At 69.3% G+C, this 24,493-nt stretch carries 11 protein-coding genes and 2 pseudogenes; 10 read left to right on the top strand and 3 right to left on the bottom strand.

Translation table 11 applies throughout. From position 1 onward, the window contains the following. Positions 1 to 20 precede the first annotated feature (20 nt). The gene (locus FB457_RS01540; RefSeq protein WP_145780530.1) at positions 21 to 1,256 is read left to right on the top strand and encodes a site-specific integrase; all 1,236 of its coding nucleotides are present in this window, start codon (positions 21 to 23) and stop codon (positions 1,254 to 1,256) included. Between the two features lie 34 nt (positions 1,257 to 1,290). Further along, a pseudogene (locus FB457_RS35800) lies at positions 1,291 to 2,336 on the top strand (helix-turn-helix domain-containing protein); the annotation flags it as partial. Here FB457_RS35800 and FB457_RS01525 read toward each other — a convergent pair. Continuing rightward, positions 2,336 to 3,095: pseudogene (locus tag FB457_RS01525) on the bottom strand (IS256 family transposase); the annotation flags it as partial. The pseudogenes FB457_RS35800 and FB457_RS01525 sit on opposite strands and share 1 nt — an antisense overlap. 173 nt (positions 3,096 to 3,268) lie before the next feature. Between FB457_RS01525 and FB457_RS01520 the strand changes: the two are divergent. Continuing rightward, a complete protein-coding gene (locus FB457_RS01520; RefSeq protein WP_486588894.1) occupies positions 3,269 to 3,937 on the top strand; it encodes an IS630 family transposase in 669 nt (222 codons plus the stop codon). A gap of 293 nt (positions 3,938 to 4,230) precedes the next feature. On the opposite strand, the gene FB457_RS01515 is transcribed toward FB457_RS01520, so the two are convergent. Further along, a complete protein-coding gene (locus tag FB457_RS01515; protein WP_052770447.1) occupies positions 4,231 to 7,545 on the bottom strand; it encodes an ATP-binding protein in 3,315 nt (1,104 codons plus the stop codon). A gap of 142 nt (positions 7,546 to 7,687) precedes the next feature. On the opposite strand from FB457_RS01515, the gene FB457_RS01510 reads away from it, so the two are divergent. The 7 genes from FB457_RS01510 (at position 7,688) to FB457_RS01475 (ending at position 24,126) form a co-directional block, all read left to right on the top strand. After that, positions 7,688 to 9,004 (top strand): FAD-binding protein, encoded by a 1,317-nt coding sequence (locus FB457_RS01510; protein WP_145780524.1) that lies wholly within the window; start codon positions 7,688 to 7,690, stop codon positions 9,002 to 9,004. Between the two features lie 47 nt (positions 9,005 to 9,051). Then, positions 9,052 to 10,470 (top strand): MFS transporter, encoded by a 1,419-nt coding sequence (locus FB457_RS01505; protein ID WP_145780522.1) that lies wholly within the window; start codon positions 9,052 to 9,054, stop codon positions 10,468 to 10,470. Positions 10,471 to 11,294: 824 nt separating this feature from the next. After that, the gene (locus FB457_RS35060; protein WP_186461922.1) at positions 11,295 to 11,774 is read left to right on the top strand and encodes a hypothetical protein; all 480 of its coding nucleotides are present in this window, start codon (positions 11,295 to 11,297) and stop codon (positions 11,772 to 11,774) included. 255 nt (positions 11,775 to 12,029) lie between these two features. Then, positions 12,030 to 16,292: a LamG domain-containing protein gene (locus FB457_RS01490; protein WP_145780520.1), complete on the top strand. Its 4,263-nt coding sequence runs from the start codon at positions 12,030 to 12,032 to the stop codon at positions 16,290 to 16,292. Between the two features lie 195 nt (positions 16,293 to 16,487). Then, positions 16,488 to 23,384: a polymorphic toxin-type HINT domain-containing protein gene (locus FB457_RS01485; protein ID WP_486588922.1), complete on the top strand. Its 6,897-nt coding sequence runs from the start codon at positions 16,488 to 16,490 to the stop codon at positions 23,382 to 23,384. Then, positions 23,356 to 23,898 (top strand): DUF4265 domain-containing protein, encoded by a 543-nt coding sequence (locus FB457_RS01480; protein WP_145780517.1) that lies wholly within the window; start codon positions 23,356 to 23,358, stop codon positions 23,896 to 23,898. Before FB457_RS01485 ends, FB457_RS01480 begins: the two co-directional genes overlap by 29 nt. A gap of 27 nt (positions 23,899 to 23,925) precedes the next feature. Further along, on the top strand, positions 23,926 to 24,126 hold the full coding sequence (locus FB457_RS01475; RefSeq protein ID WP_145780855.1) for an HYD1 signature containing ADP-ribosyltransferase family protein: 201 nt from the start codon (positions 23,926 to 23,928) through the stop codon (positions 24,124 to 24,126). Here the strand turns inward: FB457_RS01475 and FB457_RS01470 are convergent. Beyond that, the gene (locus tag FB457_RS01470) at positions 24,111 to 24,482 is read right to left on the bottom strand and encodes a hypothetical protein (protein WP_145780514.1); all 372 of its coding nucleotides are present in this window, start codon (positions 24,480 to 24,482) and stop codon (positions 24,111 to 24,113) included. The genes FB457_RS01475 and FB457_RS01470 overlap by 16 nt on opposite strands. Positions 24,483 to 24,493 lie beyond the last annotated feature (11 nt).

Genomic DNA, 24,493 nt, shown 5'->3' with positions numbered 1-24,493 from the left:
GCGAGGAGGATGCACGACCGGTGGCCACCGTCTACCAGCGCTGCAAGAGCGACAAACGCAACAGCAACTACCCCTGTACACGAGACCGCTGCGGGCACCCGTGGACCGTCCGCTACCGCGAGCCCGGCGTCTCGCGGGCCGAACGCCAGCCCAGCTTCGAGAAGAAGACCCAGGCCGAAGCCTTCGCCGCACGCCTGGAACGCGATAAGTACGAGGGCTACTACCTCGATCCCCAGCGCGGCGACATCCCCCTTGGCGAGTACGCCCCCGACTGGCTGGCCCGCCAGGTCATCACCGACGGCACCTGGCGCAACTACGAGAGCTTCCTGCGCATCCACCTCCTCCCCGCCCTGGGCAACAAGACCGTCATCGGCATCCAGACCCGGGACGTCGAGACCTTCGTGGCCGCCCTCAGCAAGAAACTCGCCCCGAGCACCGTCCGCGACCGCATGAAGATGGTCACCAGCATCTTCAAGACCGCGATCAAGGAAAAGCGGCGCTCCGACGACCCCACCGACGGCATCAAGCTCCCGCGCGCCGGATCCCATGCGGTTGACGAGGACGAGATCCCCACCTTCTACGAGGTGGACCTCATCGCCAAGCAGATCTCACCCCACTACCGGCTCACGATCTACCTCCAGTCCGGTGCCGGGCTGCGGATCAGCGAGACCCTCGCGTTCTCCGCCGACTGCCACCGCGACGGCTTCCTCCGTATTCGACGCCAGATCAGCTCCAAGGCTCACCGTAAGGACTGCGTCACCCGGTTCATCCCGCTCAAGCACCGCGCGGAGGGCGAGTACCGCGATATTCCCACTCCCGGCTTCCTCGCCGACGAGATCGAGATCCACCTACGGCACTGGGGCACCAGGACCGCGGACAGCGTCGACGCCCTCTTCGCCCCACGGGAGCGCGGCAAGCGCACCATGCCCACCGCCGTCACCTACGGATACCACTTCCGCAAGGCACTCACCGAAGCGGGCATCGTCAAGCCTGACGGCAGCCCGAAGTACACCCCCCACGGCCTGCGGCACTTCTTCGCCTCCACAGCCCTGGCCCACAGCATCCCGACCCGCGAGATGTCCCGCTGGCTTGGCCACAAATCGATCAAGACCACCGTCGACGTCTACGGCCACCTCGTCCCCGCCTCCTGGGAACGCTGCCGAACGATCATGCACAACGCCCTGCGGCCGGACACCCGCGCGGCCGAGCCCAGGAGTGCAGGGCGGGTTCGTGCCCGGCCCGGGGATCCATGGTGAACAGCGTCAATGGCCCGCCGTTTCCGGCGGCTGCAACACGATCGCCGCGACCACCACCCGCACCGGACTGCGCGTCGAGGCCATGCTCGACACCGGCTCCTACCCGACCGGCATCTCCATCACCCGCGACCAGCTGAAGGCCCTGCCGATCACGCCGCACGACCGGCACGGCCGATGGAACTACAGCATCGCCCCCACCGGCGCAGCCGCCCCCGTTCCCCGTGCCGACGACAGCGCCGCCGCCAGGCGGCAGACCCTGACCATGCTGGCCGACCCGCGCCTGACCGGCATGACCGCCGGGGAACTGCGCGAACTGCACGCCCGCCTGGCACCCGCCCAGGCCGCGAGGGCCGAACAGCACCGCTACGTCCTGCGCGGCGGACGCCGCGTGGCCACCACCGGCCGAAGCCGGGCCCTGCTCGGTGATCAGGACGAAGTCCTGATCACCGTCCTCTACCTGCGGCAGGTCTGCCCGCAGAAAGTGCTCTGCGACCTGCTCGGCATCAACCCGGTCACCATCGGCCAGGCCATCAAGGCCACCGACAGCTCCTGGACGAACTCAAGATCACGATCACCCCCACCGTCGTGCGCTACTTCACCCGGGCCCAGGACCTGCGTGACTGGCTCGATGGCGTCACCGATGTTCCGGCCACGATGACCTCCCCGCAACAACAGGCCCTGACCGACCCCCACCTCACCGGCCTGGAACGCGAAGCACTCCACCAGCTCCTCGAGGAACTCATCGTCCCCTACGCCGCGGCCATCGAGCGGCGACGCCACCGACAGCGCGGAGGCAACCGCCGTCCCGGAACCCGCGGAGGCGTCTTCCGGCAGAAGATCACCGACGGAGACCGCATCCTCGCCACCCTCCTTCACCGCCGGCGTGTCTGCACCCTCGACGCTCTCGCCGAGCTCTTCGGCGTCAGCCGCAGCACCCTGTGGAACGCGATCCGAGACGTCCAGCCCATCCTCGACGACCGCCGCATCGACATCGCCACCTCCCCACACCGATACGTCACCGCCCGCGAAGCACTCGATGCGGTCCGCGACGGCACCGACAACCACCAGGTTGTTTCTTGACGGCTTCGGTGGACGATGCAGGTCTGCACGATTGTGCGCGGCCAGACGGTCTCGACCGCATCGGGAAGGCCCTTGAGCCCGTCGCCGACGAGCATCAGCACGTCATCCAGGCCGCGGTTCTTCAGTTCGGTGAAGATCTGCAGCCAGAACTTCGCCCCTTCGCCGCCGTCACCGTCCCAGATGCCCAGGATGTCGCGGCAGCTGTCGGCGGTGACGGCCATGACCACGTAGACCGGCCGGTTGGCGACCTGCCCGTCGCGGATCTTCACGTGGATGGCGTCCACGAACAGCACCGGGTAGACCGGGTCCAGGGATCGGTTCTGCCACTCGGCCATGCCGTCCATCACGCTGTCGGTGATCGTGGTGATCGTCGACTTCGACACGCTCGCGCCGTACACCTCGGCCAGGTGGCGGAGATCTCGCCGTGCGTGAGGCCCTGGCGGACAGCGACAGCACCATCTCGTCCACCCCGGTCAGCCGCCGCTGCCGCTTCTTCACGAGCTGCGGCTCGAAGCTGCCCTCGACGTCCCGCGGGACGCTGATCCCGACCGGGCCGACGTCGGCGGTCACCGTCTTCGAGCGGCGGCCGTTGCGGGAGTTGCCGCCGTCCCGGCCGGCCGCGTCGTGCTTCTCGTAGCCGAGGTGGCCGGTCATCTCGCCGTCCAGGGCGGACTCGATGACCCGCTTGGTCAGCTGCTGCAGCAGCTCGCCCTCGCCGGTCAGCTGCAGCCCTCCGGCCCGGGCCCGGTCGACCAGCATCCCGACCAGCTGATCGTCCACGACCGGCACCGCGGCGCCATCCCGACTCCTCGCGACAGCACGGACACGACGCGCTCTATCTGCCACGAAAGCCCCGACACCATGCCGGACCAGCGACGCCCGGAGATCCCGGACGGAAAGACAACAGTTTCGTTCGCCCGACCGAGCAGGGCGTGGGCAAGTACCTGCGCCGCTGGGGTCTGTCGTTCCAGCGGCCGGACAAGCGGGCCGTCGAGCAGGACGCGGAAGCGGTGCGCGTGTGGCGTGAGGAGACCTGGCCGGTGATCCGCGCCAAGGCGAAGGCCGAGGGCGGCGAGGTGCTCTTCGCCGACCAGGTCAGCATCCGCTCCGACCAGGTCACCGGCCGCACCTGGGGCGCCAAGGGCCGCACCCCGGTGGTGCGCCGTACCGGCAACCGGTTCTCGGTGAACGAGATGTCCGCGATCAGCACGAAGGGCCGGAAGCACTTCATGGTCTTCACCGAGACCTTCGACGCGGACGTCATGTGCCGCTTCCTGGACCGCCTCGCAGGCCCCTTCGACCACAAGGTCCACCTCGTCCTGGACGGCCACTCCGCCCACCGCTCCCGCAAGGTCCGCGCCTGGCTCGCCGATCACCGCGACCGCATCGAGCTGCACTTCCTGCCGTCGTACTCGCCCGAGCTGAACCCCGACAACCTGTCAACGCCGAACTCAAACGGAGGTCTGCCGATGCACAGCCGCGCGCGTGACCAGGCCCAGCTCGCCGCCGAAACCCGCAGGTTCTTCCACCGCCGCCAACGCCAGCCACACATCATCCGCGGCTACTTCGGCGGCTCACCCGTCCGCTACATCCTCGAATAGAACCGATTGAGTTTCGGATCAATACGCCGGTCGCGACCGCCGAGTCACCTACCCCGTGCTCACCTACCCCGTGCTCACCTACCCCGTGCTCACCTACCCCGCCACGCCACTGGACGACCGGTTCACCGGCGCCGGCCGTGTCCCGACCACCCGCGAGCGACGGGACCTCGCGGAGCTCACCGCGGCGAATGAACTCGACATTACACGGGACCGTCGGCCTCCTGGCCTTATTCTCCGGGTTCCGCCCGTTGCTCACCTCGGCAGCCGGGCGGGACTGCGGTTCCGTATAGGCGTCACCGGCCGAAACGGCCGGTCTGGGCGTGCACTGTTGCGGGCCAAGACGGTGTTGACCGATTGGGCTGCAGCAGCCGGGGGGCTTCGGCGGCGGCGTGGGTGTGGTGGCGGGTCAGGTCGTCGCGGCCGAGGCGGGCGGCCAGCTCCGCTAGGACGGTGTGGGTGGATCCCCAGGCCGCGGTGGACATGCCGGCAACGATGAACTGATCGGCGTGCCGGGACAGTTGGTCGTACAGGTGCTGTGGGTCCGGCGTGCCGAGGCGGACGGCGACGAGGCCCCAGACGGGCAGCAGGAAGTCGGCGGTCCAGTCGTCCGCGATGTCCGTGCCCCAGCGGGCGATCAACTCGTGGGCATGGTCGGTGCGTCCGGCCTCCGCGGCGGCCAGGATCGCGACAGGTCGCAGCGGCGTCATGTCCGGCTCCGCGGCAGCCGCCACGAGGTCGTCGGCGATCTCTGCGACCCGGCCCTGGGCGCGGCGGCAGGTGTAGAGGGTGACCAGGGTCCGCCAGCGCGCGCCCCAGGGCGTGGCGGCGAAGCGCAGCGTGGCGTAGGCGCCGACCAGCTCCTCCGCCTCGGCCCAGCGGCCGTCCAGAGTGGCGCGGGCGGTCTCGGCGACCTTCACGATCGACTCCAGCTCGGGGCGGGGAGCTTCCTTCAGCAACCGCCGGCAATGATCCAGTTGCTGTTCCCATGCGGGCAGGTCGCCGGCGCGCAGCAGGCAGGCCATCAGGAAGGCGCGGGCGATCAGCTCGGTGGACCGGGGCAGGCCGGGCAGCGTCGCCATCTCCTGTGCGGCGCACAAGCGTTCGGCATTGCGGCCGGGGGCGAAACTCGCGAGCAGGTAGTTGCCGAGGGTGCCGGCGAGCAGCGCCGGGTCGTCGAGTGTGCGAGCCAGACGAACCGCCTCGGCGGCGTGGCGTTCGCCCTCGGCGCGGCGCGGGCCGTAGTGGAGCTCGACGCCGAGGGCGCCGAGCAGGGCGGCCCGGTCGCGGTCGTCGAGTGGTCCGTCGAGCAGCTCTTCGATCGCGTCGACGACCGACTGCTTGACCGTGCCGTACGGGCGCCAGTTCCACAGCGTGGGGGCGGCAAAGGCGGTCAGGATACCGATCAGGGCCTGTCGGTCGCCGGATTCCCGGGCGAGGTCGAAGGCCCCGTCCAGATCCTGGCCGGCGCCGGTGGCGTCGCCGACGGCGCGACGGGCCTGGCCGAGCTCAGTGAGCAGCCGAGCGTGCTGCTCCGCTCCCTTGGTTGGCGGCAGTGCGGAAACCGCCAGCTCCCAGAACTCCACGGCCTCCGCATATGCCTGCTGCGCTGTGGCGTGCCGTGCCGCCTTCGAGGCGTACGTCACCGCTTTGGGGGCGCCGCCGATGCGGGCGGACGCGGCGAAGTGCCGGGCCAGGGTGGCGGCTTCGGCCGGGGGCAGCACCGGCTCGAGGGCCTCGCCGATGCGCAGGTGCAGGCGGGCGCGATCCAGGCGGCGCAGCCCGGCGTAGAGGGCGTCGCGTACGAGGGAGTGGCCGAAGCGGTAGTCGGGCCCGTCGGGCGGCTCGGCGAGCAGGCCGGTGGCAACGGCCGGTTCGAGTCCGTCCAGCACCTCCTCGATGGGCAGGCCGGTGGCGGCGGCGAGCAGGTCGGCGTCCACTTCGGCACCGGCCACCGCGGCGGCGCGCAGCAGCCGGGCGGTCTCCTCGGGCAGGCGGGCCACGCGCCGCTCAATGACGTCCCGGACGCCGGCGGGCAGCGCGTCCGCCAGCGCGTCGTCGCCGCCATCCGGCGGGCTGGATCCGCGGCCCCCCTCGCTCTCCCATAGCCGCAGCACCTCGCCCAGATAGAAGGGGTTGCCGCCGGTGCGGCGCAGCAGTGCTTGCGCCAGCTCTTCCGCGGCACCGCGGGCGCGCAGGTACGCCGCCACGTCGGTGTCCGTGAACGGCTTCAGCTCCACCCGGGAAGCGCCCTCCAGGCGCGCCAGCGTGCCGAGGGTGTCGCGCAGCGGGCCGGGGTGGTCGCCGGGCTCGGGGCGACGGGTGACGAGGACAAGCACCGGCCGGCGGGTGACGGCGCCGGCGACGTGGGACAGCAGCCGCAGCGAGGAGACGTCGGCCCATTGCAGGTCATCCAGGACGATCAGCAGCGGCTCACCGGTGGCGGTCAGTGCCGATGCGACGCGCTCGTACCGCTCGTACAGCGCCGCGTCCGGGTCCGCCGCGGACACCTCGTCCGTCAGCAGGGCCCCGGCGGCCTCGCCCGCCGCCTCGCGCAGAACCTGGACCCAGGGCCAGAAGGCGGGTGCGGTGCCGTCGACGCAGACGCCGCGGGCGACGGTGAAGCCGCGCGCCGCGGCCCGCTCGGCCACCTCGTCGGCGTAGCGGGTCTTGCCAATGCCCGCCTCTCCGGACACCAGCAGCACGCCGCCGCTGCGCCGCGCCGCGGCAAGCCGCTGATCGGCCAGCGCCAGCTCGGCGTCCCGCGCGATGAGCCCGTCGGCGCGCCGCGCCGAAGCAGTGGGGGCAGGGGCGGGCTGCGGCTGGACCGGGAGCCGCAGCTCGGGCGCCTGGTCGAAGACCGCCTGCTCCAGTTGCCGCAGCTCAGGCCCCGGCTGCAGCCCCAGGTCGTCGTCGAGCCTGGCGCGCAGGCGGCGCAGCGCCGCGAGCGCGTCAGCCTGGCGGCCGGTGCGGTAGAGCGCGAGCACCAGCAATGCCCAGCCGTGCTCGCGGTATGGCTGCCGTTTGGTCAGCGCATCCAGGCCAGGCACGCACGCGGCCGCCTCGCCGAGGGCCAGCCGGGCCTCGAACCGGTCTTCCTCCGCCGCCGCCCGCACCTCGGCCAGCTTCGTGGCCACTGGCCGGGCGAACTGCTCGTCGGCGAACTCGCCCAGCGGGTCCCCGCGCCACAGCTCCAGCGCCCGGCCCAGCACCCGTACCGCCCCGGTGTGATCGCCACGCACCAGCGCCGCGCGCCCCTCGTCCGCGCCGACGGTGAAGCGCTCCAGGTCGACCTGGCCGGGGGCGGCGGCCAGCAGGTAGCCAGGCTCGCGGGTGAGCAGCAGCCGCGGCGGAGTGCGCGGCGGACGATCCGGTTCGAGCACCTTACGAAGGTGGGCGATGTACGCCTGGAGGGTGCGGGTGGCCTGCGCGGGCGGCTCGCCGGACCACAGCTCGTCGATCAGCCGGTCCAGGGGCACCACCCGGCCGGGTTCCATGGCCAGCATCGCGATCAGGGCCCGCTGCTTACGGGTGCCCAGGTCCAGCGGTCGCCCGGCGGCGTCGGCGACCTCCACGGTCCCGAAGAGCCGGAACTGATGGCTTCCCGCCACGCCTCGCACCCCTCTCCTCGCTGCTCCCGACGGCTCTCGTGCGGGCCACAGCTCGCGACCTCAACTCGATCCCAGTTCGACCCCAGACGTGCGGGTCGAAGGTTGCGGCATCGGACAGCGAGACGGACGAGAAGGAACAGCAATGACCATAGTAAATGATCTACGCGCCGCCGTCCGGGGTCGAGTGCTCACTCCGGGTGACGAGGGGTTCGACGCCGCCCGCCGACCCTGGAACCTCGCGGTGGACCAGCGGGTGGCGGTCGTCGTGGACGCGGCGGACACCGCCGACGTTGCGGCCGTGGTCCGCCGGGCCCGCCTCGACGGGCTGGTGGTGCTGGCCCAGCCCAGTGGGCACGGCGCCAGCGGGGACACCGACGACGCGATCCTGCTGCGCACGGGCGGGCTGGGCGGTGTCGAGATCCGCCCGCAGGAGCGGCTGGCCCGGGTGGGCGCAGGCGTGAAGTGGGGCGAGGTCCTCACCGCGGCGGGCCCGCACGGGCTGACCGGCCTCGCGGGCAGCTCACCGGCGGTCAGTGTCACCGGCTACACCCTGGGCGGCGGGCTGAGCTGGTTCAGCCGCGCACACGGCTTCGCGGCGAACAGCGTCCGCGCCTTCGACGTCGTCGAGGCGGACGGCGCCCAGCGACGGGTGACCGCGGAGTCGGACCCGGAGCTGTTCTGGGCGCTGCGCGGCGGCAGCGGAGAGTTCGCCGTCGTCACCGCCGTCGAGTTCGACCTGCATCCGGCGCCCGAGCTGTACGGCGGGCGGATGGTGTGGCCGGCGGCCGCGGCACCCGCAGTGCTCGAGGCATACCGCGAGGTGACCGCCACCGCGCCGGACGAGCTCACCGTCTGGTACGACCTGCTGCAGTTCCCCGGCGCCCCGGCCATGGTCGCCGTCGACGCCACCTGCCTGAGCCCGCCCGGGGAAGCCGAGGCCCTGCTGCGCCACTTCGACAAGATCGACGGCCGGATGAGCGACTCCCGCGGCCCCCTGCCGGTCGCCGAGCTGGGCACCATCACCGCTGAGCCGACCGACCCGGGCCCCGGCATGTCCCGCGCCGAGCTGCTGACCGAGCTGACGGACGACGTCGCCGAGGCCCTGCTGGCCGAGCCGATCGACCCGCTGCTGAGCGTGCAGCTGCGCCACCTCGGCGGAGCACTGGCTCGCCCTCCGGCGGACGCCGGGGCATGCGGGGAGCTCACGGAGCCATACCTGCTCTACACCTTCGGCCTCCCGGCCACGCCCGAGAAGGCCACAGCAATCCGCGAGCGGCAGCGCGAGCTGGCCGCCGCCCTCACCCCGTACACCAGCGGCCGCAAGCCCTACACCTTCCTCGCCCCCGGCGAGCGGGCCGCGCACTCGTTCACCCCGGCCGCCCTGGGCCGACTGCGCGCTCTGAAGCGCAAGCGCGACACCCGCGGCACCTTCCGAACCAACTACCCCGTCCTGGGCTGACCCGACTTCTACACAGACACCAAGACTCCACAAGGGGACCAAGAAACATGACCACCACACGTCGCCATCCTGGCTGGATCCTGACCCTTTTGGCCTTCGCCCAACTGATCATCTCCATCGACTACAACATCGTGTACGTCGCCCTCCCTGAGATCGGCTCCGCCCTCGGCTTCTCCGCCCACAGCCTGCAGTGGGTGATCAGCGGCTACGCGGTCGCCTTCGGTGGTTTCCTGCTGCTCGGCGGCCGGGCGAGCGACCTCTTCGGCCCGCGCCGGATGTTCGTCCTCGGCTTGTCCCTATACGCCGCCTCGTCGCTGGCCGGTGGCCTCGCCTGGGATCCCTGGGTGCTCATCGCCGCCCGAGCGGTGCAGGGCATCGGCGGCGCCTTCCTCTTCCCGGCCACGCTCACGCTGGTCGGCACCAGCTTCGCCGAAGGGCGGGAGCGCAACCGAGCGTTCGCCGTCTGGGGCACAGCCGGCGGAAGCGGCATGATCCTCGGCTCACTGCTCGGCGGGGTGCTCACCGACGCCTTCGGCTGGGCCGCCGTCTTCTACGTCAACGTGCCGCTGGCGACCATCGCAGCGCTGTGCGCCTTGCCACTGCTCGCCCCCGACGCGGTGCGCCGCGCAGCCGGGCGCCGCTTCGACGCCGCCGGCGCGCTGACGGCCACAGCCGGAACGACGCTGGTGGTCTTCGCCCTGGTCCAGGGCCCGGAGGCCGGATGGACCGCCACCCCTGTCGTGCTGGCAGCCTTCGTCGGGATCGCGCTGCTGACGGCATTCGCAGTGGTTGAAAAGCGCGGCGCCGACCCGCTGACCCCGCCGCGGCTGCTGCGTCACCGCAACCTGACCACCGCCATGGCCGTCACCTTCGGCTTCATGGCCACGCTCGGCACCCTGCTGTACTTCCTGACGGTCTACTTCCAGACCGTGCACGGCTACAGCGCCCTGCGCACCGGCCTGGCGTTCCTCGTCCCGATGCTGGCGATCGCGGCCGGCTCGCAGACCGCGGGCCGGCTGGCCACCCGGTACGGGCTGCGCCCCACGATGATCACGGCCTTGGCGGTGGCCGCCGCGGGAACGGCGCTGACCGCGCTGCCGATGGCGACCGACGCCTCGTACATTTCCCTGATTCCCGGCCTGGTGGTGCTCGGCCTCGGCCAGGGCGGCGGCTACAGCCTGATGTTCGGCGCCGCGGGCAACGGCGTGCCGGCACAGCAACAGGGCATCGCCGCCGGCCTGGCCTCCACCACCCAGCAGATCGGCGGCGCGGTCGGCCTGGCCGTGCTGGTCGCGATAGCGGGCCCGGCCGGCTCGGTGGACGGGCTGCGCGATGCGATGTTCGCCGCGGCGGCAGCAGCGACGGCGACCGCCCTGGTGGCGCTGCGCTTCTCCCGCCCTGCACGACAGCCCGCCGCCGAGGCTGCGCCGGCGACCCGGGGCCGTGACGCTGTGGGAGCCGGGTGAGCCCTACTCCACTTGTAGATCGTGATCTCGCTGGTGTGGCCAGTGCGGGGACGGCAGCGGCCACCGTTGATCATCGTGAGTTGAGTGGACTGACGAAGAGACGAAGAGACGGTGGCCGCAGGTCACTCTCGACGACAACCCGCGCATAACCGCTCACCTGGCCCAGTAACCGATCGTCGGAGATCGACTCAGGAGTGGGGACACGAATCTTCTTGCGGTACTGCGCCTGGAAGCGGAGTATGCCACCCCTCATGCGAACGCAGTAGGCGACCATAGCGTGTCGGCCATGAAAGCGACGATCAGTGTTCAGGTTCTGACGGTCGATGAGCTGCTCCCTGCGATGACGGAGCACTTCGGCTCGGCGCGCACCTTCGTGGACCCCTCCGCCGACGCGGGGGCCCAGTGCTCACGCAGGTCCCGTACAACTGCCAGTGCCGCCACCCGAGCCTCCTCGCCTTCAGCCCGACTGCGAATCGGCCGGATAAGGTGAGAACGCTTCAAGAATCCCGAAGTTACGTCACAGAACCACAGAGCACCCGAAGGAGGAAGAACCCGCTGGCCATGGGGCCAGGGGCTCAGCGGGGCTCAGAGGAACTCACGGGATGTCGCACACAGCGCAAAGTCTCGCCGGGCCCCCTGGGTCCAGCGTGAAGAAGGGGCATCGCCCCGCTGTTTGCGGTGGCTGGGTTCTGGATCCATCCCGGACTTCCGGTGTTCTGCAGCTCAAAACTGTGTACCCGGTGTTCCGCTTCAACGTGTGAATCTTTCGAACGATCCCAGCTGTCCCGTATGCGTGCAGGTCAGAGTGCGTTTCGTGTTCGAACGTGGTGGAATTCGACTGGAACGTTGAAGGGCGGTTCCACGGCGTCCGGCTATCTGTTTGTGCAGGTCAGGTCGGTGTGATCGGTTGGTTGATCCCGGTTTGGGCTTCCCGGCCGCTGGATTTGCGCTGGATCCAGAAGATACCCGCGGGGGTATGGCGGGCGATTCCCAAGCTCACGAACCGGCCTCTGAAGGGTCGTCGTCCGGGCTCCTTGGCTGAGACGGCCCGGCTCTCGGCGTATCACAGTTTGCGGCTCTCTTTTGCGTCGACAGCCCTGGCCCGCGGCGTTCCGATCCGCGAGGTGTCCCGCTGGCTCGGCCGCAAATCGATCAAGGCCACCGTCGACGTGTATGGCCACCTCGTTCCCGCCTCCTGGGGTCGATGCGGAGCGATCAAGCAGAGCACCCTGCAGTCGGGCTCCCTCGTGGCCGAGCGCAGGGGGCCAGAGCGGTCCCTCGCCCGGCCCGTGGATCCGGCGTGAACAGAGGGCGGCTGAGGGAGGTGTGTGTGACCGCATCTCAGCCGATGTGTTCGGTCTTGAACGCTGTTTAGCTGGTATCTGTCGTTCTTTTCTGAAGAACCTATGCCTGATGGGGCAATTGGTGTGATGCAAGTCACGGGGGGTGTGGGTGAATTACCGGGTTTGCCCGTTAAGAAGGTCTAGTCCACTCGGGTTCATCTCGTTAAGTTAGCGCGACGTTACGTTCCGTTGTCTCAGGGGTGGGGCTCTGTGCTGATGCGTGGGCGATGGCAGCGATATCGGGCGTGGTTGACGGCGGGGTTGGGCACGGCGCTGCTCCTGGGTACGGCGCCGGTAGTGGAGGCGAGTGCGGTTCCGGGCAGCGCGCGCGCACCTTCGGTGGCGTCGGATGCCAAGGCTGGTGCGGCGGCCGACGAAGACACCCGGGCGGCGGGCACCGAGGAAGAGGCGGCGGCGCGGGCGGAACGTACTGGTGAGCCGGTGGAGATCGCCTCGCTGCGCGGGGAGAGCAGCGAGGTGTTCGCCACTCCTGACGGGAACCTGGAGGCGCGCGAGTATCTGCGGCCTGTACGGACCCGTGTGGGCGGGGAGTGGAAAGCGATCGACACCCAACTGGCCCCGGCCGACGGCGGCATGGTGGCGCCGGGGGCGACCACTGTGGGGATGGAGTTCTCCGGCGGCGGTTCGGCGCCGCTGGTGCGTATGACGAGGGCCGGGCGGGAGTTGTCGCTGTCGTGGCCGGGTGCGCTGCCGCAGCCGCGGCTGGAGGGGGATGCGGCCGTCTATCCGGAGGTTCTGCCGGGGGTCGATCTGCGCATGGGGGTGCAGGCTGACGGCTTCACCCAGCTGCTGGTGGTCAAGTCTGCCGAGGCGGCGCAGAATCCGGAGCTGGCGGAGCTTCGGCTGCACTTGGGCGCGACGGGGATGTCGGTGCGCGAGACCGCGGCCGGTGGCCTCGAAGCGGTCGATGCAGGTGCCGGGGGCGCGGTGTTCGAGGCACCCCAGCCGGTCATGTGGGACTCCAGCGGCGGCACCATCGCAGGCGCCAGGAGCGCGGCCGCCGGCGATCCGGCGGATGAGCCGGCGGCGGGGGAGTCGGGCAAGCTGGCGCCGGTCGACGTCCAGGTCGCCCGGGCGCCCGACCAACTGGTGCTGACTCCGGACCCGCAGGTGCTGAAGGGCGTGGACACGGTCTATCCGGTGTTCATCGATCCGCAGTGGTACTCGCCGCGGGCGTCGGCGTGGACCTTCGCCTCGAAGTACTGGGCGTCGTCGCCGCAGTGGAAGTTCAACGGCGAGGACAACGCCGGAATGGGCTACTGCGGCTGGGACTACTGCGCCCCGCATGACACCAAGCGAGTCTTCTACCGCATTCCGACGTCCCGGTTCGCGGGCAAGTCGATCCTTTCGGCGGAGTTCGTCGTCCGCAATATCTGGTCAGCGTCCTGCTCCGAGCGGAGCGTGGAGTTGTGGCGGACCAAGGGAATCAGCTCGTCCACCACGTGGAACAGCCAAGACGCGGGTTCCGGGTTCTGGCTCGACAAGCTGGACACGAGGTCCTTCGCGTACGGCTATGAGGGCTGTGCCGGGAAGGACGCGGAGTTCGGGATTCGCGCGGGGGTGCAGGAGGCGGCGAACAAGAAGTGGTCGACGATGACCTTCGGGTTGCGTGCGGCGAGCGAGGACGACAAGTACGCGTGGAAGCGGTTCTCGGACAAGGCGTACCTGCGGGTGCAGTACAACCGGCCGCCGCCGCAGATCAAGATGGCGCAGCTCACCATGGAGTACGGCGGGGTGTGCAAGCGGCCTGGTGAGAAGGCCCGTATCCGCTCTCTGGGCAAGATCTACGCCAACGACGTCAAGGACCCGGACGGCGACAACGTCGCGGTGCAGTTCCAGGCCAAGTGGGACGGCGGTAGCTGGACGCCTGCCAAGACCACGTCCAAGCGCTCAGGTTCCACCTTCTCGATCCCGCTGTCCTCCTCGATTCCGAAGAACGTGACGGTGAACTGGTATGCCCGCGCCTACGACGGGGCGCAGTGGTCGCCGTGGTCGTACGCGGGCAACACGAAGACGGCCTGCTACTTCGTCTACGACACGAGCGTGCCCGAGGCCCCCGTCGTCACCTCGGGTGAGTATCCGGAATCAGATCCGGAGAACCCCGAGGATCCGTGGTGGGACGGTGTGGGCCAGTACGGGACCTTCACCCTCGACTCGCCTTCGACGGACGCGAACCGCTACCGCTACGGCATCAACGGCGACCCTGTCTCCGCCAACCAGATCTCCACGTCCGGCGGCGCCGCCAGGGACGCGAAGATCCTCCCGACCCGGGCCGGGGTGAACTTCGTCACCGCCCAGGCTTTCGACGCCGCCGGCAACGGCAGCGAGATCCGCACCTACCAGTTCCGGGTGAAGGCGGGCCAGCCGGACCGCGCGACCTGGCAACTCAACGAGCCGGCCGGCGCCACCCAGGCCGAAGGCTCCACGCCCGCGCGGACGCTGACCCTCAAGGGCGGGGCGGCCACCGGCGCCGCCGGCGCTGAGGGCACCGCGCTCGGCCTCAACGGCACCGACGCCTACGCGGCCACCGACCTGTCGGCGGTCAACAACACCGGCGGCTTCACGGTCTCGGCCTGGGTGAAACTGGACGCCAAACCGACGACCGGCGCGGCCGTGGTCGCCTCTCAGCCGGGCAACGAGCGGATGGGCTTCGCGCTGCACTACGCGTCCGCGTACGACCGCTGGATCTTCAACGGCTTCTCCGCCGACACCCCCGACGCCACCGTCTACCGGGCCATGGCACCAAACCCCGGCGGCGTACAGACCGGCAGTTGGACCCACCTCGTCGGCTCGTACGACTCCGTGGAGGACAAGCTGCAGTTGTTCGTCAACGGCACGCTCGTCGGCGAGACCCCCTTCACCAGCACCTGGAACGCTCGCCGCGGCCTGCACCTGGGCGCGGGCTCGGGGAGCGGGGTAGCCAAGGACTTCTTCCCCGGCACCCTCGACAAGGTCCAGATCTTCGACAAGCGCATCGCGCAGGACGAGGTCGACAAGCTCTACGCCAAGCAGCCCGTCGGCGACCCCGGCCGCCCCGCCATCGCCGTCTTCGAACTGGACGAACCGGCCGGTGCCACCGAGGTCTCCGGCCGCGGCGGCGTGCTCCCCGCGCGCTACCACGGCGGCGTGACCACCGGCGTGCCAGGTGTAGCGGGCAAGGCGGCGAAGTTCAACGGCACCGACGGCTACGCGCTCGTCGGGGAGACATCCGGACCGCACATGAACAGCGAACGGTCCTTCGCCGTCTCCGCCTGGGCGAAGCTCGACGCCAAACCCGACCGCCAGGCGACCGTCGTCGCCCAGGCAGGCGAGTTCGCCCTGGGCTTCGAGCTCTACTACTCCGCCGCCTACGACCGCTGGGTGTTCAACCAGTACGCCTCCGACACCCCGGGTGCACCGATCATCCGGGCGATGGCCGACCAGCCCGGAGACGCCCATCCGGACACCTGGACGCACCTGGTCGGCGTACACGACACCACCGCCAACACCCTCACCCTGTACATCAACGGCAAGAAAGCCGGCGCCACCACCCTCGTGGACGCCTTCTACGCCGCAGGCTCCATGTACATCGGCGCCGTCTCCGTCAACAACGTCCTCAAGAGCCACTTCCCCGGCACCATCGACGACGTCCGCCTCTTCGACCGCCCCATCTCCCCGGCCGAAGTCCAGCAGCTCTACAAGCAGCGTCCACTGGTCAAGGCCCGCTGGAAGCTGGAGGCCGCCGATGGCGCGACACCTCCGGTCACGGCGGACGATTCACCGGGGGGCAACGACATGACCCTCCACGGCGGTGCGACGATCGGCTCCGGTTGGGTCGACACCGGCGCGATGGAACTGGACGGAGTCGACGCCTACGCGTCGACATCCGGCGTGCCCGTTGATTCGAGCGGAAGCTACACCGTCACGGCCTGGGCGCAGGCTGCCGCCCTGCCCAACGGTGCGGCCTCGATCGTCAGCGCCACGGGCAGCAGACAGAGCGCCTTCGCGGTGCGCTACATCCCCGCCGCCGACCCGGCAGCCGGGGCAGGCAGTTGGCAGATCGCCGTTCCGGGGACGGACGCGGACGGAGCGTCCGTGGTGCGGGTGCAGAACGAGCAGTTCTGGGACGTACGGGACTGGAACCACCTCGCCTTGGTCTACGACGGCTTCGCCAAGGAGGCGCGGCTGTACGTCAACGGCGAACTGGAGGAAGTGGCCTGTGCCGACGACGACGGGAACGGCGAAGCCGACGACCCCGCTTGCACGGACCGCCTCTCCTGGGCCGAGGACGTGTTGGCCTTCCGGGCGGGCGAGTCGTTGGAGATCGGCCGCAGCAAGACGGCCGGCGCACGGGGCGAGTACTGGCCCGGATCGATCGACGACGTGTGGGTCTTCCAGGGAACCCTGACCGACGGCCAGGTCGCCCAGCTTGCACTCGGCAGGCCGGACGTCGTCACCGACGTCCCCGACGACACCTGATATCGCACTCCGCCCGGCGCTGCCCCCAAGGCGGCGGGACTCGACACCCCATTCACCAGCACCTGGCAACCACCGGCGGCCCGCTCGCGGGCGACGGTGGCGCGGCAGCGGAGACGAGGACGAGGGATGAAGCGTAGGGTCGGCAAGCGCGCGAGATGGGCAAGTCATCGGGTGGCATTGGGCGCCGCGGCCCTCATGGTCGCCACCCTGCTGCAGAACGTGACGACCACCACCGACGCGGTCGCGGACGACGGCAGGGGCAGGCCGGACATGCCCCGGGCGGAGCAGCCGGTCGCCGGTGAATCGGTGACGAAGGCCAAGCCGCGTACGCGGGCGGAAGGCCCGGCGTCCCCGCGGCAGAAGCCGGAAGCGACGTGGCCCGAGCCGGCGACGGCCCGGTTCGATCTGACAACGGAAGGCGTCAGGAACGCCGGCGGAGAGCCGTCGGGCGCGATGGAACTTCCCCTCACCCTCGACGTGGCCTCCGCGACCGGTGGTCATCCCGCGGCTGCCGCAGAGGCGGCAAGGGGAGCCCGGGGCAAGGTGACCGCACGGGTTCTCGGCCGTGACGCGGCGCGAAGGGCCGCCGTCGACGGGGTGCTGTTCGCGCTGGAGCCCGAACCAGCGCCCCGACGCGCGGCGGGTGAGGTGCAGGCCACGGTGGACTACGCCGACTTCTCCGAGGCATTCGGCGGCAATTACGCCTCCCGGCTCACCCTCGTCGAGATGCCGGCCTGCGTGCTGGACACCCCGGCGAAGCGCGAGTGCCGCGAGAGTCAGCCGCTGCCGACGGTCAACGACGCGGAGAAGCAGACGCTCACAGCCGACGCCGTCCGGCTCCGGACAGAGGAGCCGACGGTGCTGGCTGCCGTCGCCGCAGCGGCGAGCGAGAACGGTGACTACAAGGCCACCACACTGGCGCCGTCGTCGTCCTGGAAGGTGAACCTCAGCTCCGGGGACTTCTCCTGGTCGTACGGCATCCCGGTCCCCGAGGTGCCCGGTGGCCTCCAGCCGAGCGTGGGGCTGTCGTACTCGTCGGGCTCGGTGGACGGACGCACCGGAGGGACCAACAACCAGTCCTCCTGGGTGGGTGACGGCTTCGACCTGTGGCCCGGATACATCGAGCGCCAGTACAAGCCCTGCGCCGACGACGGTGTGACGCACCCCGACGGCGGCAAGCCGGGCGACCTGTGCTGGGGGCACGACAACGCGTTCATCTCCTTCAACGGCAAGGGCGGCGAACTCGTCCCCACCGGGAACGACGAGTGGAAGCTCCGCGACGACGACGGCACCCTCGTCACCCGCCTGACCTCCGCCGACCGCGCCAACGGAGACAACGACGGCGAGTACTGGCGGGTCACCGACCCCCAGGGCATCCGCTACTACTTCGGGTACAACCGGCTGCCGGGCTGGGCCGACGGCAAGGAGACCACGGGCTCGGCCTGGAAGGTCCCGGTGTTCGGTGACGACTCCGGCGAGCCGTGCCACGACGCCGCCGGGTTCGGTTCGTCCTGGTGCCAGCAGGCGTGGCGCTGGAACCTCGACTACGTCGTCGATCCGCACGGCAACGCCGTCGCCTACTACTACCACCAGGAGGAGAACTCCTACGGCCGCAATCTGAAGGCGGAGAACAACACCCGCTACACCCGCGGCGGGAGCGTGGACCGTATCGAGTACGGGCTGAAGCACTCCTCGGTGTACGACACGAAGCCGCTGGCCAAGGTCGACTTCAGCAGCGGCGAGCGATGCCTGCCCAACGAGCAGACGACCTGCGATTCGATCGGCACCGATTCGGCCTACTGGTACGACACGCCCTGGGACCTGAACTGCGGCGAAGAAGCCACGTGCGATCAGGGCCGGTACTCGCCCAGCTTCTGGACCCGGAAGCGGCTGACCGAAGTCAGCACCCAGGTTCTCAAGAGCGACGGTACCTACGGCCCAGTCGACTCCTGGAAGCTGGCGCACCGCTGGGGCCAGGCCGATATCGACTATCAGTTGCTGCTCGACTCGATCCAGCGCACCGGGCACACGGCCGACCCGGCGATCACCCTGCCCAAGACCACCTTCGCGTACACCCAGTTGGCCAACCGCCTGGACAAGACGGGCGACGGCTACGCGCCGTTCATCAAGGCCCGGCTGTCCAGCGTCGCCGACGAGTACGGCGGCCAGATCGACGCCAACTACTCCGGCGCGGCCTGCGACTGGAACGCGCTGCCCACACCCCAGTCCAACACCACCCGCTGCTTTCCCCAGTACATCGGCGGCAGCGACACCGCCGACCCGGAACGGCAGTGGTTCAACAAGTACGTCGTCACCTCGATGACGGAGACGGACCGTACCGGCGGCGCCCCGGACAAGGTCACCCGCTACGAGTATCTGGGCGGGGCGGCCTGGCACTACGACGATGACGACAGTCTGACGAAGGAGAAGTTCAAGACCTGGTCCCAGTACCGGGGCTACGGCCAGGTGCGGGTGAGAACCGGCGGGCAGGGCGGGGACGCGGCGATGAAGTCGCAGTCCGACACCTACTTCCTGCGCGGCATGCACGGGGACCGCGAGAGCCCCAGCGGCGGCACCAAGAGCGTGTCCATCAGCCTCGGCACCGGCGAGGGCGACCCGCTCACCGACCACGAGTCGGCCGCTGGCTTCGCGTACAAGACCGTCGACTTCTCCGGCCCCGGCGGCAAAGTCCTGAACAAGACCGTCAACCGGCCCTGGCACCACCAGACGGCCAAGAAGGAACGCTCCTGGGGCACGGTCACCGCGAACCTCACCGGCACCGCGCAGACCAAGACCTGGACCTCCCTGGACAACGGCGCCGGCAACGACTGGCGGGTAACATCCACCGCCAACACCTATGACACGGTCGCCGGCCGGCTGACGGAGGTGAACGACTCCGCCGACAACTCCACCGCGGCCGACAACCGGTGCACTCGCACCACGTACGCCACCAACGAGGAGAAGAACATCCTCGCCCTGCCGGTGCGGGTGGAGACCGTCGCCAAGGCGTGCGGCGATCCCGTCGACCGCACCAAGGACGTCATCACCGACACCCGCACCGCCTACGACGGCGGCGCCATCAGCGCCACACCGTCCGCCCCGGGCAAGGGCGACGCCACCGCCACGGCGGTGCTGAAGTCCCGCACCGCCGACGAGGCCGTCTACCTGGAGTCCACCGCGGAATACGACTCCTACGGCCGTGAGCTGGCCAGCACCGATCTCACCGCGAATCTGACCTTCAACGCGAGCGGACAACTCCAGTCGCGCAGCGCGCGCACGGACGGCCGCACCTCCACCACCGTCTACACCCCGGCAACCGGATTCGCCACGCAGGTCAAAGAGACCACACCACCGGCAACCCCCGGCAACGCCACCACGGCACTGACCTCCACCACCACCTACAACCCGATGCGCGGCCTCCCGCTCACCCAGGCGGACACGAACGGCAAGACCACTACGTCCGCGTACGACGCCCTGGGACGTACGACGAAGGTGTGGCTGCCCGACCGGCGCACCGACCTGACGCCGTCGTACGAGTTCACGTACCAGGTGGCCGAGGGGAAGCCGGTGGCCGTGGGGTCCAGGACCCTCGGCAACTCGGGCGCGCAGCGCACCTCGTACACCCTCTTCGACGGGTTCCTGCGCGAACGCCAGACCCAGGCACCGGGGCCAGGCGGAGGACGGCTGCTCAGCGACGTCTTCTACGACGAGCGCGGTCTGGCCGCCAAGACCTTCGAGCCGTACTACGCGGACAATCCGCCGTCCGCCGAACTGTTCCGGCCCGCGAACGCACTCACCGTGGAGACCCAGTACTGGCACTCCTACGACGGTCTCGGGCGCAACGTCCAGACCAAGCAGGTGGCCGGCAACGGGGACGGCGGCGCCGTACTGGCGACCATGAGCACCCTCTACCGCGGCGACCGCACGACGGTCATCCCGCCGGAGGGCGGGACCGCCACGACGTCCCTCGTCGACGCCCGGGGCCGGACCACGGCCCTCCGTCAGCACCACGCGCCGAGCGCGGAGTCCTCGTACGACACCACCGCCTACCGGTACACGCCGCGCGGTGAACTGGAGAAGGTGACCGACCCGGCCGGGAACTCCTGGACGTACCGCTACGACCAGCTCGGACGCCAGGTCGAGGCCGACGACCCCGACAAGGGCACCACGACGACGGTGTACGACGACCGCGGCCAGGTCGCCTCCACCACGGATGCCCGCGGGACCAGGCTCGTCAGCGTCTACGACGGCATCGGGCGCAGGACGGAGCTGCGCGAATCCTCACCCACCGGCACCCTGCGCGCCGACTGGACGTACGACACCATCAGCGGCGCCAAGGGCCACCTGGCCTCATCGACCCGCTATGCCGACGGTGAGGCGTACACGAACAAGGTCGTCGCCTACGACCGGCAGTACCGGGTGCTTCGCTCCAGCGTCACCATTCCGGCCTCGGAGGGCGCGCTTGCGGGGACGTACTTGTCCATCACCACGTACAACGTCTCCGGCACCGTGCAGGGCGTCGGCTTCCCGAAGGCCGGGGCGCTGCCGTCGTCGGGTGTGGTGTACACGTACGAGGACGAGACGCTGCGTCCGATCGCCCTCAGCGGGGACCAGGGGCTGAAGGCGACGACCAGTTACAGCCTGACCGGCAAGCCGCAGCAGTACGAACTGTCGAACGGCGGCGGCACCAAGACGTGGGCGACGAACACCTACGAGTGGAGCACCCAGCGGCTGGCCACCTCGCGCGTCGACCGCGAGAACGTGCCGGGGGTCGACCAGCACAACACCTTCGGCTACGACGCTGCCGGCAACGTGCTGTCCGTCGCCGATGTCTCCCGGTCCGGTACGGACACCCAGTGCTTCGATTACGACTTCGCGCGCCGGCTGACCACGGCCTGGACCGAGGGCGACACCGAGTGCTCCGCCCAGCCCTCGGGCGCGGCCGTGGGCGGCCCGGCGCCGTACTGGCACTCGTACACCTACGACAAGGCGGGCAACCGACTCACGGAAACCCAGCACGACGTCGCCGGCGACACCGCCAAGAACACCGAGCGCACGTACGCCTACCCGGCTCCGGGCAGCCCTCGGCCGCACAGCCTTACGTCCGTCTCCAGCACCGGCCCGACCGGCACCGCGCAGGACAGCTACACCTACGACGCCGCCGGCAACACCGCCACCCGCAACCTGGGCGGCGACACCCAGACGCTGACCTGGGACGCCGAAGGCCACCTGGCCAAGGTCACCGAGCCGGTCGAGGGCAGCGCCGACAAGGTCACGAACTACGTCTACGACGCGAACGGCAACCGCCTCATCGCCCGCACGCCCACGGAGACCACCCTCTACCTGGGCGCCACCGAGGTCTCCCTCCCGAAGGGTGCCACCGCGGCCAAGGCCACCCGCTACTACGACCTCGGTGGCGGCCACCAGGCGGTCCAGGAGGACGACGGCAGCGTCTCGTTCACTCTCGCCGACCACAACGGCACCGGCCAACTGGCCATCGATGCCGCCACCCAGACACTCGACCAGCGCCGCAGCCTCCCCTTCGGGGGGCCCCGCGGGCCCGAACCCACCTCCTGGCCGGGCACCCGCGGCTTCGTCGGCGGCACCGACGACACCGCCAGCACGGGCCTGCAGCACCTGGGCGCCCGCGAGTACGACCCGAAGCTGGGCCGCTTCATCAGCGTCGACCCGCTCCTCGAACTCGACAAACCCCAGACCCTGAACGGCTACACCTACGCCGCCCAGAACCCGGTCACCTTCAAGGACCCCACCGGCCTGGGACTTGACTGCGGCACAGGCTCCCCCAGCGGCGTGAGCTGCGGGAACGTCCAGACCCGCGGGGACGGCAGCCGCGGCAACGGCATGAGCCAGACCGGCGGCGGGGTCATGGGCAAACCGGCCGTACGCCATCCCTGCACCAGCAACTGCTCATCGCAGAGCCCGGCTCAGACCATCGACGTCGAGGTGAAGGACAACGAGCTGTGGATCGAGGGCATCCGCCTGCCTGCGGCCCAGGAACTGGAGTTCCGCTACGCGCAGTACGACACGGATGACGAGAAGATGCAGGCTTGGGCGAACTCGATGTGCTCTGGCCACGATACAGAGAAACAGGTCAAGGGCTTCTGCTCGGCGGCGGAGAAGCTTGGACTCTGGGACACGAGTCCACCGCCCGGCGCCGGCCTCATCCTCGCGATAGTGGCCCCGGACGTCGAGGCGTGGAAAGAGTGCGGCAGAGCCAAGGGTTTGAGCCTCTCCTGTCTTTCCGCGGCCCTCGACGCACCCTGGGCGAAACCACTCAAGGCATTCAAGGGTCTTAAGGCAGCGAAGTCGTGCTTGACGAAGAAGCACAGCTTTGTCCCGGGCACGCAGGTGCTGCTGGCCGACGGCAGCTCCAAACCCATCGAGGATCTTGAGACAGGTGCCAAGGTCGTTGTCTCCGACCTTGAGACAGGCAAGACCACGATCCGTGAGATTGTCGCAACGATCACCACGGAAGACGACAAGGACTTCGTCGACCTCACCATCAAAGCCGACAGCAGCACCACCACCCTGGCATCCACCACCACGCACCCGTTCTGGGTACGGGAGAAGGACGACTGGGTAGACGCCGGCGACCTCGTACCCGGCCAGACCCTCCGCACCCCGGACGGCACCACCGCCATCATCCAGGACATCCGCCACTACACCAAGCGCCAGCGCACCCACGACCTCACCATCGACGACATCCACACGTACTATGTGCTGGCGGGGCAGACCCCGGTCCTAGTGCACAACTGCAGTAGAGCTGGTTTGGATTTCACCGATGCTGAGAGGCAGAAGGTTTACGACGCCAACGCCGCGAGGAACGGCGGCGAGTACAGGTGTGATTATTGCGGGCAGAAGGTGGAGCGGAGGGGATCGCGAGATGCCAATGGCAACCCCGTCCCGGGAAGGCCTGACGATGCCCAGATCGATCACATCGAGCCGAGGGCCGGTGGTGGGCATGGCGGCGCGCATAACGGTGCAGTAGCCTGCCGTCGTTGTAACAGGGATAAATCCACGAAGACCATGGAAGAGTGGGACGATGAGCTCGGAGACTTCCTCAGCCCCTAGCGGCGGCGAATCAGTGCCGCCGGGTAAGCCTGAGAGGCTGTACAAGGTGGCCTTCGATCTCCCTGACGAGACAGCCGATTGGGCCCACGCCTCTTCGGAACGGCTCTGGGCCAGGAAGACATCCATACGGATGGAGGTCCAGGTTCGTAACACTCCTTTCTATGTGAAGGGAATCGCCTTCGGGGACATTGTGCGAGTCAGAGCTGATCACGAACGCAGAGAGCTTGTGTTCGAGGAGTTCCTGTCGGAGGCCGGGCATTCGACGGTCCGCGTCATCATCAAAAATGACGACGCGCGGGACGTGATTGACGCCATGCTCCGCAGCTTTGAGTGTTCCTGGGAGATCGATACGACGGGCTACTTGTGGGCAATCGATGTGCCGCCGCACGTTGATTACTCATCCATGAGGGTTGCGCTCCTTCGTGTTGCCGACGAAGGACAGATCGGCATCGAAGAGGGTGCTCTTGCGAGGACACATCGCGATGGGCTCGGATTGCCAGAGTCTGATCGCTAGCCGGGTTCACCACAGGCCCCGCCGAAAATCATCCCGGAGACATGTGCGCAGCCGTCGCGATGCTTCCTTCGGCATCCATTCTCTGGACGGCGGTTCACTAACTACGTCGAGATTGACGCCAGAGGGCTGAACGTCGTCAAGGGGAGGGATAATATCTACGTGATCCCCAATCAGGGTCCGTTGGATCTGAGACCGCGTTTGAGATCTGCTCTCTATCCCACGTCGTAGCTGATACCGAAGACGCGAGTGATGCATGCGTCAAGAAGGGACGCGAACGCTTGAGCGGAGCCTACCTCCGGGGCAGGGATTACACCGGCGTCGTCGGCATCAGTGCAGTAGTCAACGTCGGCCCACCCACCACGGTAGAGAACAACAAGGAGTTCGGCCTCGTCCGGGCCGTGCAGATGAATGCCGACCGAATCCGGGTCGTTGACTCGGGAGCGATCTGTCTTCAGCTGCTGGGGCCACGCGTCCGCCTCGTCGCGCCAGGTTAGGGGCTCGGCAATCAGCCCCGCGGCCAGCCATGCAGGCCAGCGGTCTGCAACGGCGGCGACGGCTTCGTCAAGGTCAATGACACGCTCCATACGGCGATCAT

Source organism: Streptomyces sp. CNZ287 (assembly GCF_007827615.1).
This window is presented reverse-complemented; position numbering and strand designations above follow the sequence as displayed.

Excerpts from the sequence above, each read along its gene's own strand:
- FB457_RS01505 (WP_145780522.1), top strand. The coding sequence starts at position 9,052 with ATGACCACCACACGTCGCCATCCTGGCTGGATCCTGACCCTTTTGGCC.
- FB457_RS01470 (WP_145780514.1), bottom strand. The coding sequence starts at position 24,482 with ATGGAGCGTGTCATTGACCTTGACGAAGCCGTCGCCGCCGTTGCAGAC.
- FB457_RS01485 (WP_486588922.1), top strand. The coding sequence starts at position 16,488 with ATGGTCGCCACCCTGCTGCAGAACGTGACGACCACCACCGACGCGGTC.
- FB457_RS01490 (WP_145780520.1), top strand. The coding sequence starts at position 12,030 with ATGCGTGGGCGATGGCAGCGATATCGGGCGTGGTTGACGGCGGGGTTG.
- FB457_RS01510 (WP_145780524.1), top strand. The coding sequence starts at position 7,688 with ATGACCATAGTAAATGATCTACGCGCCGCCGTCCGGGGTCGAGTGCTC.
- FB457_RS01480 (WP_145780517.1), top strand. The coding sequence starts at position 23,356 with ATGAGCTCGGAGACTTCCTCAGCCCCTAGCGGCGGCGAATCAGTGCCG.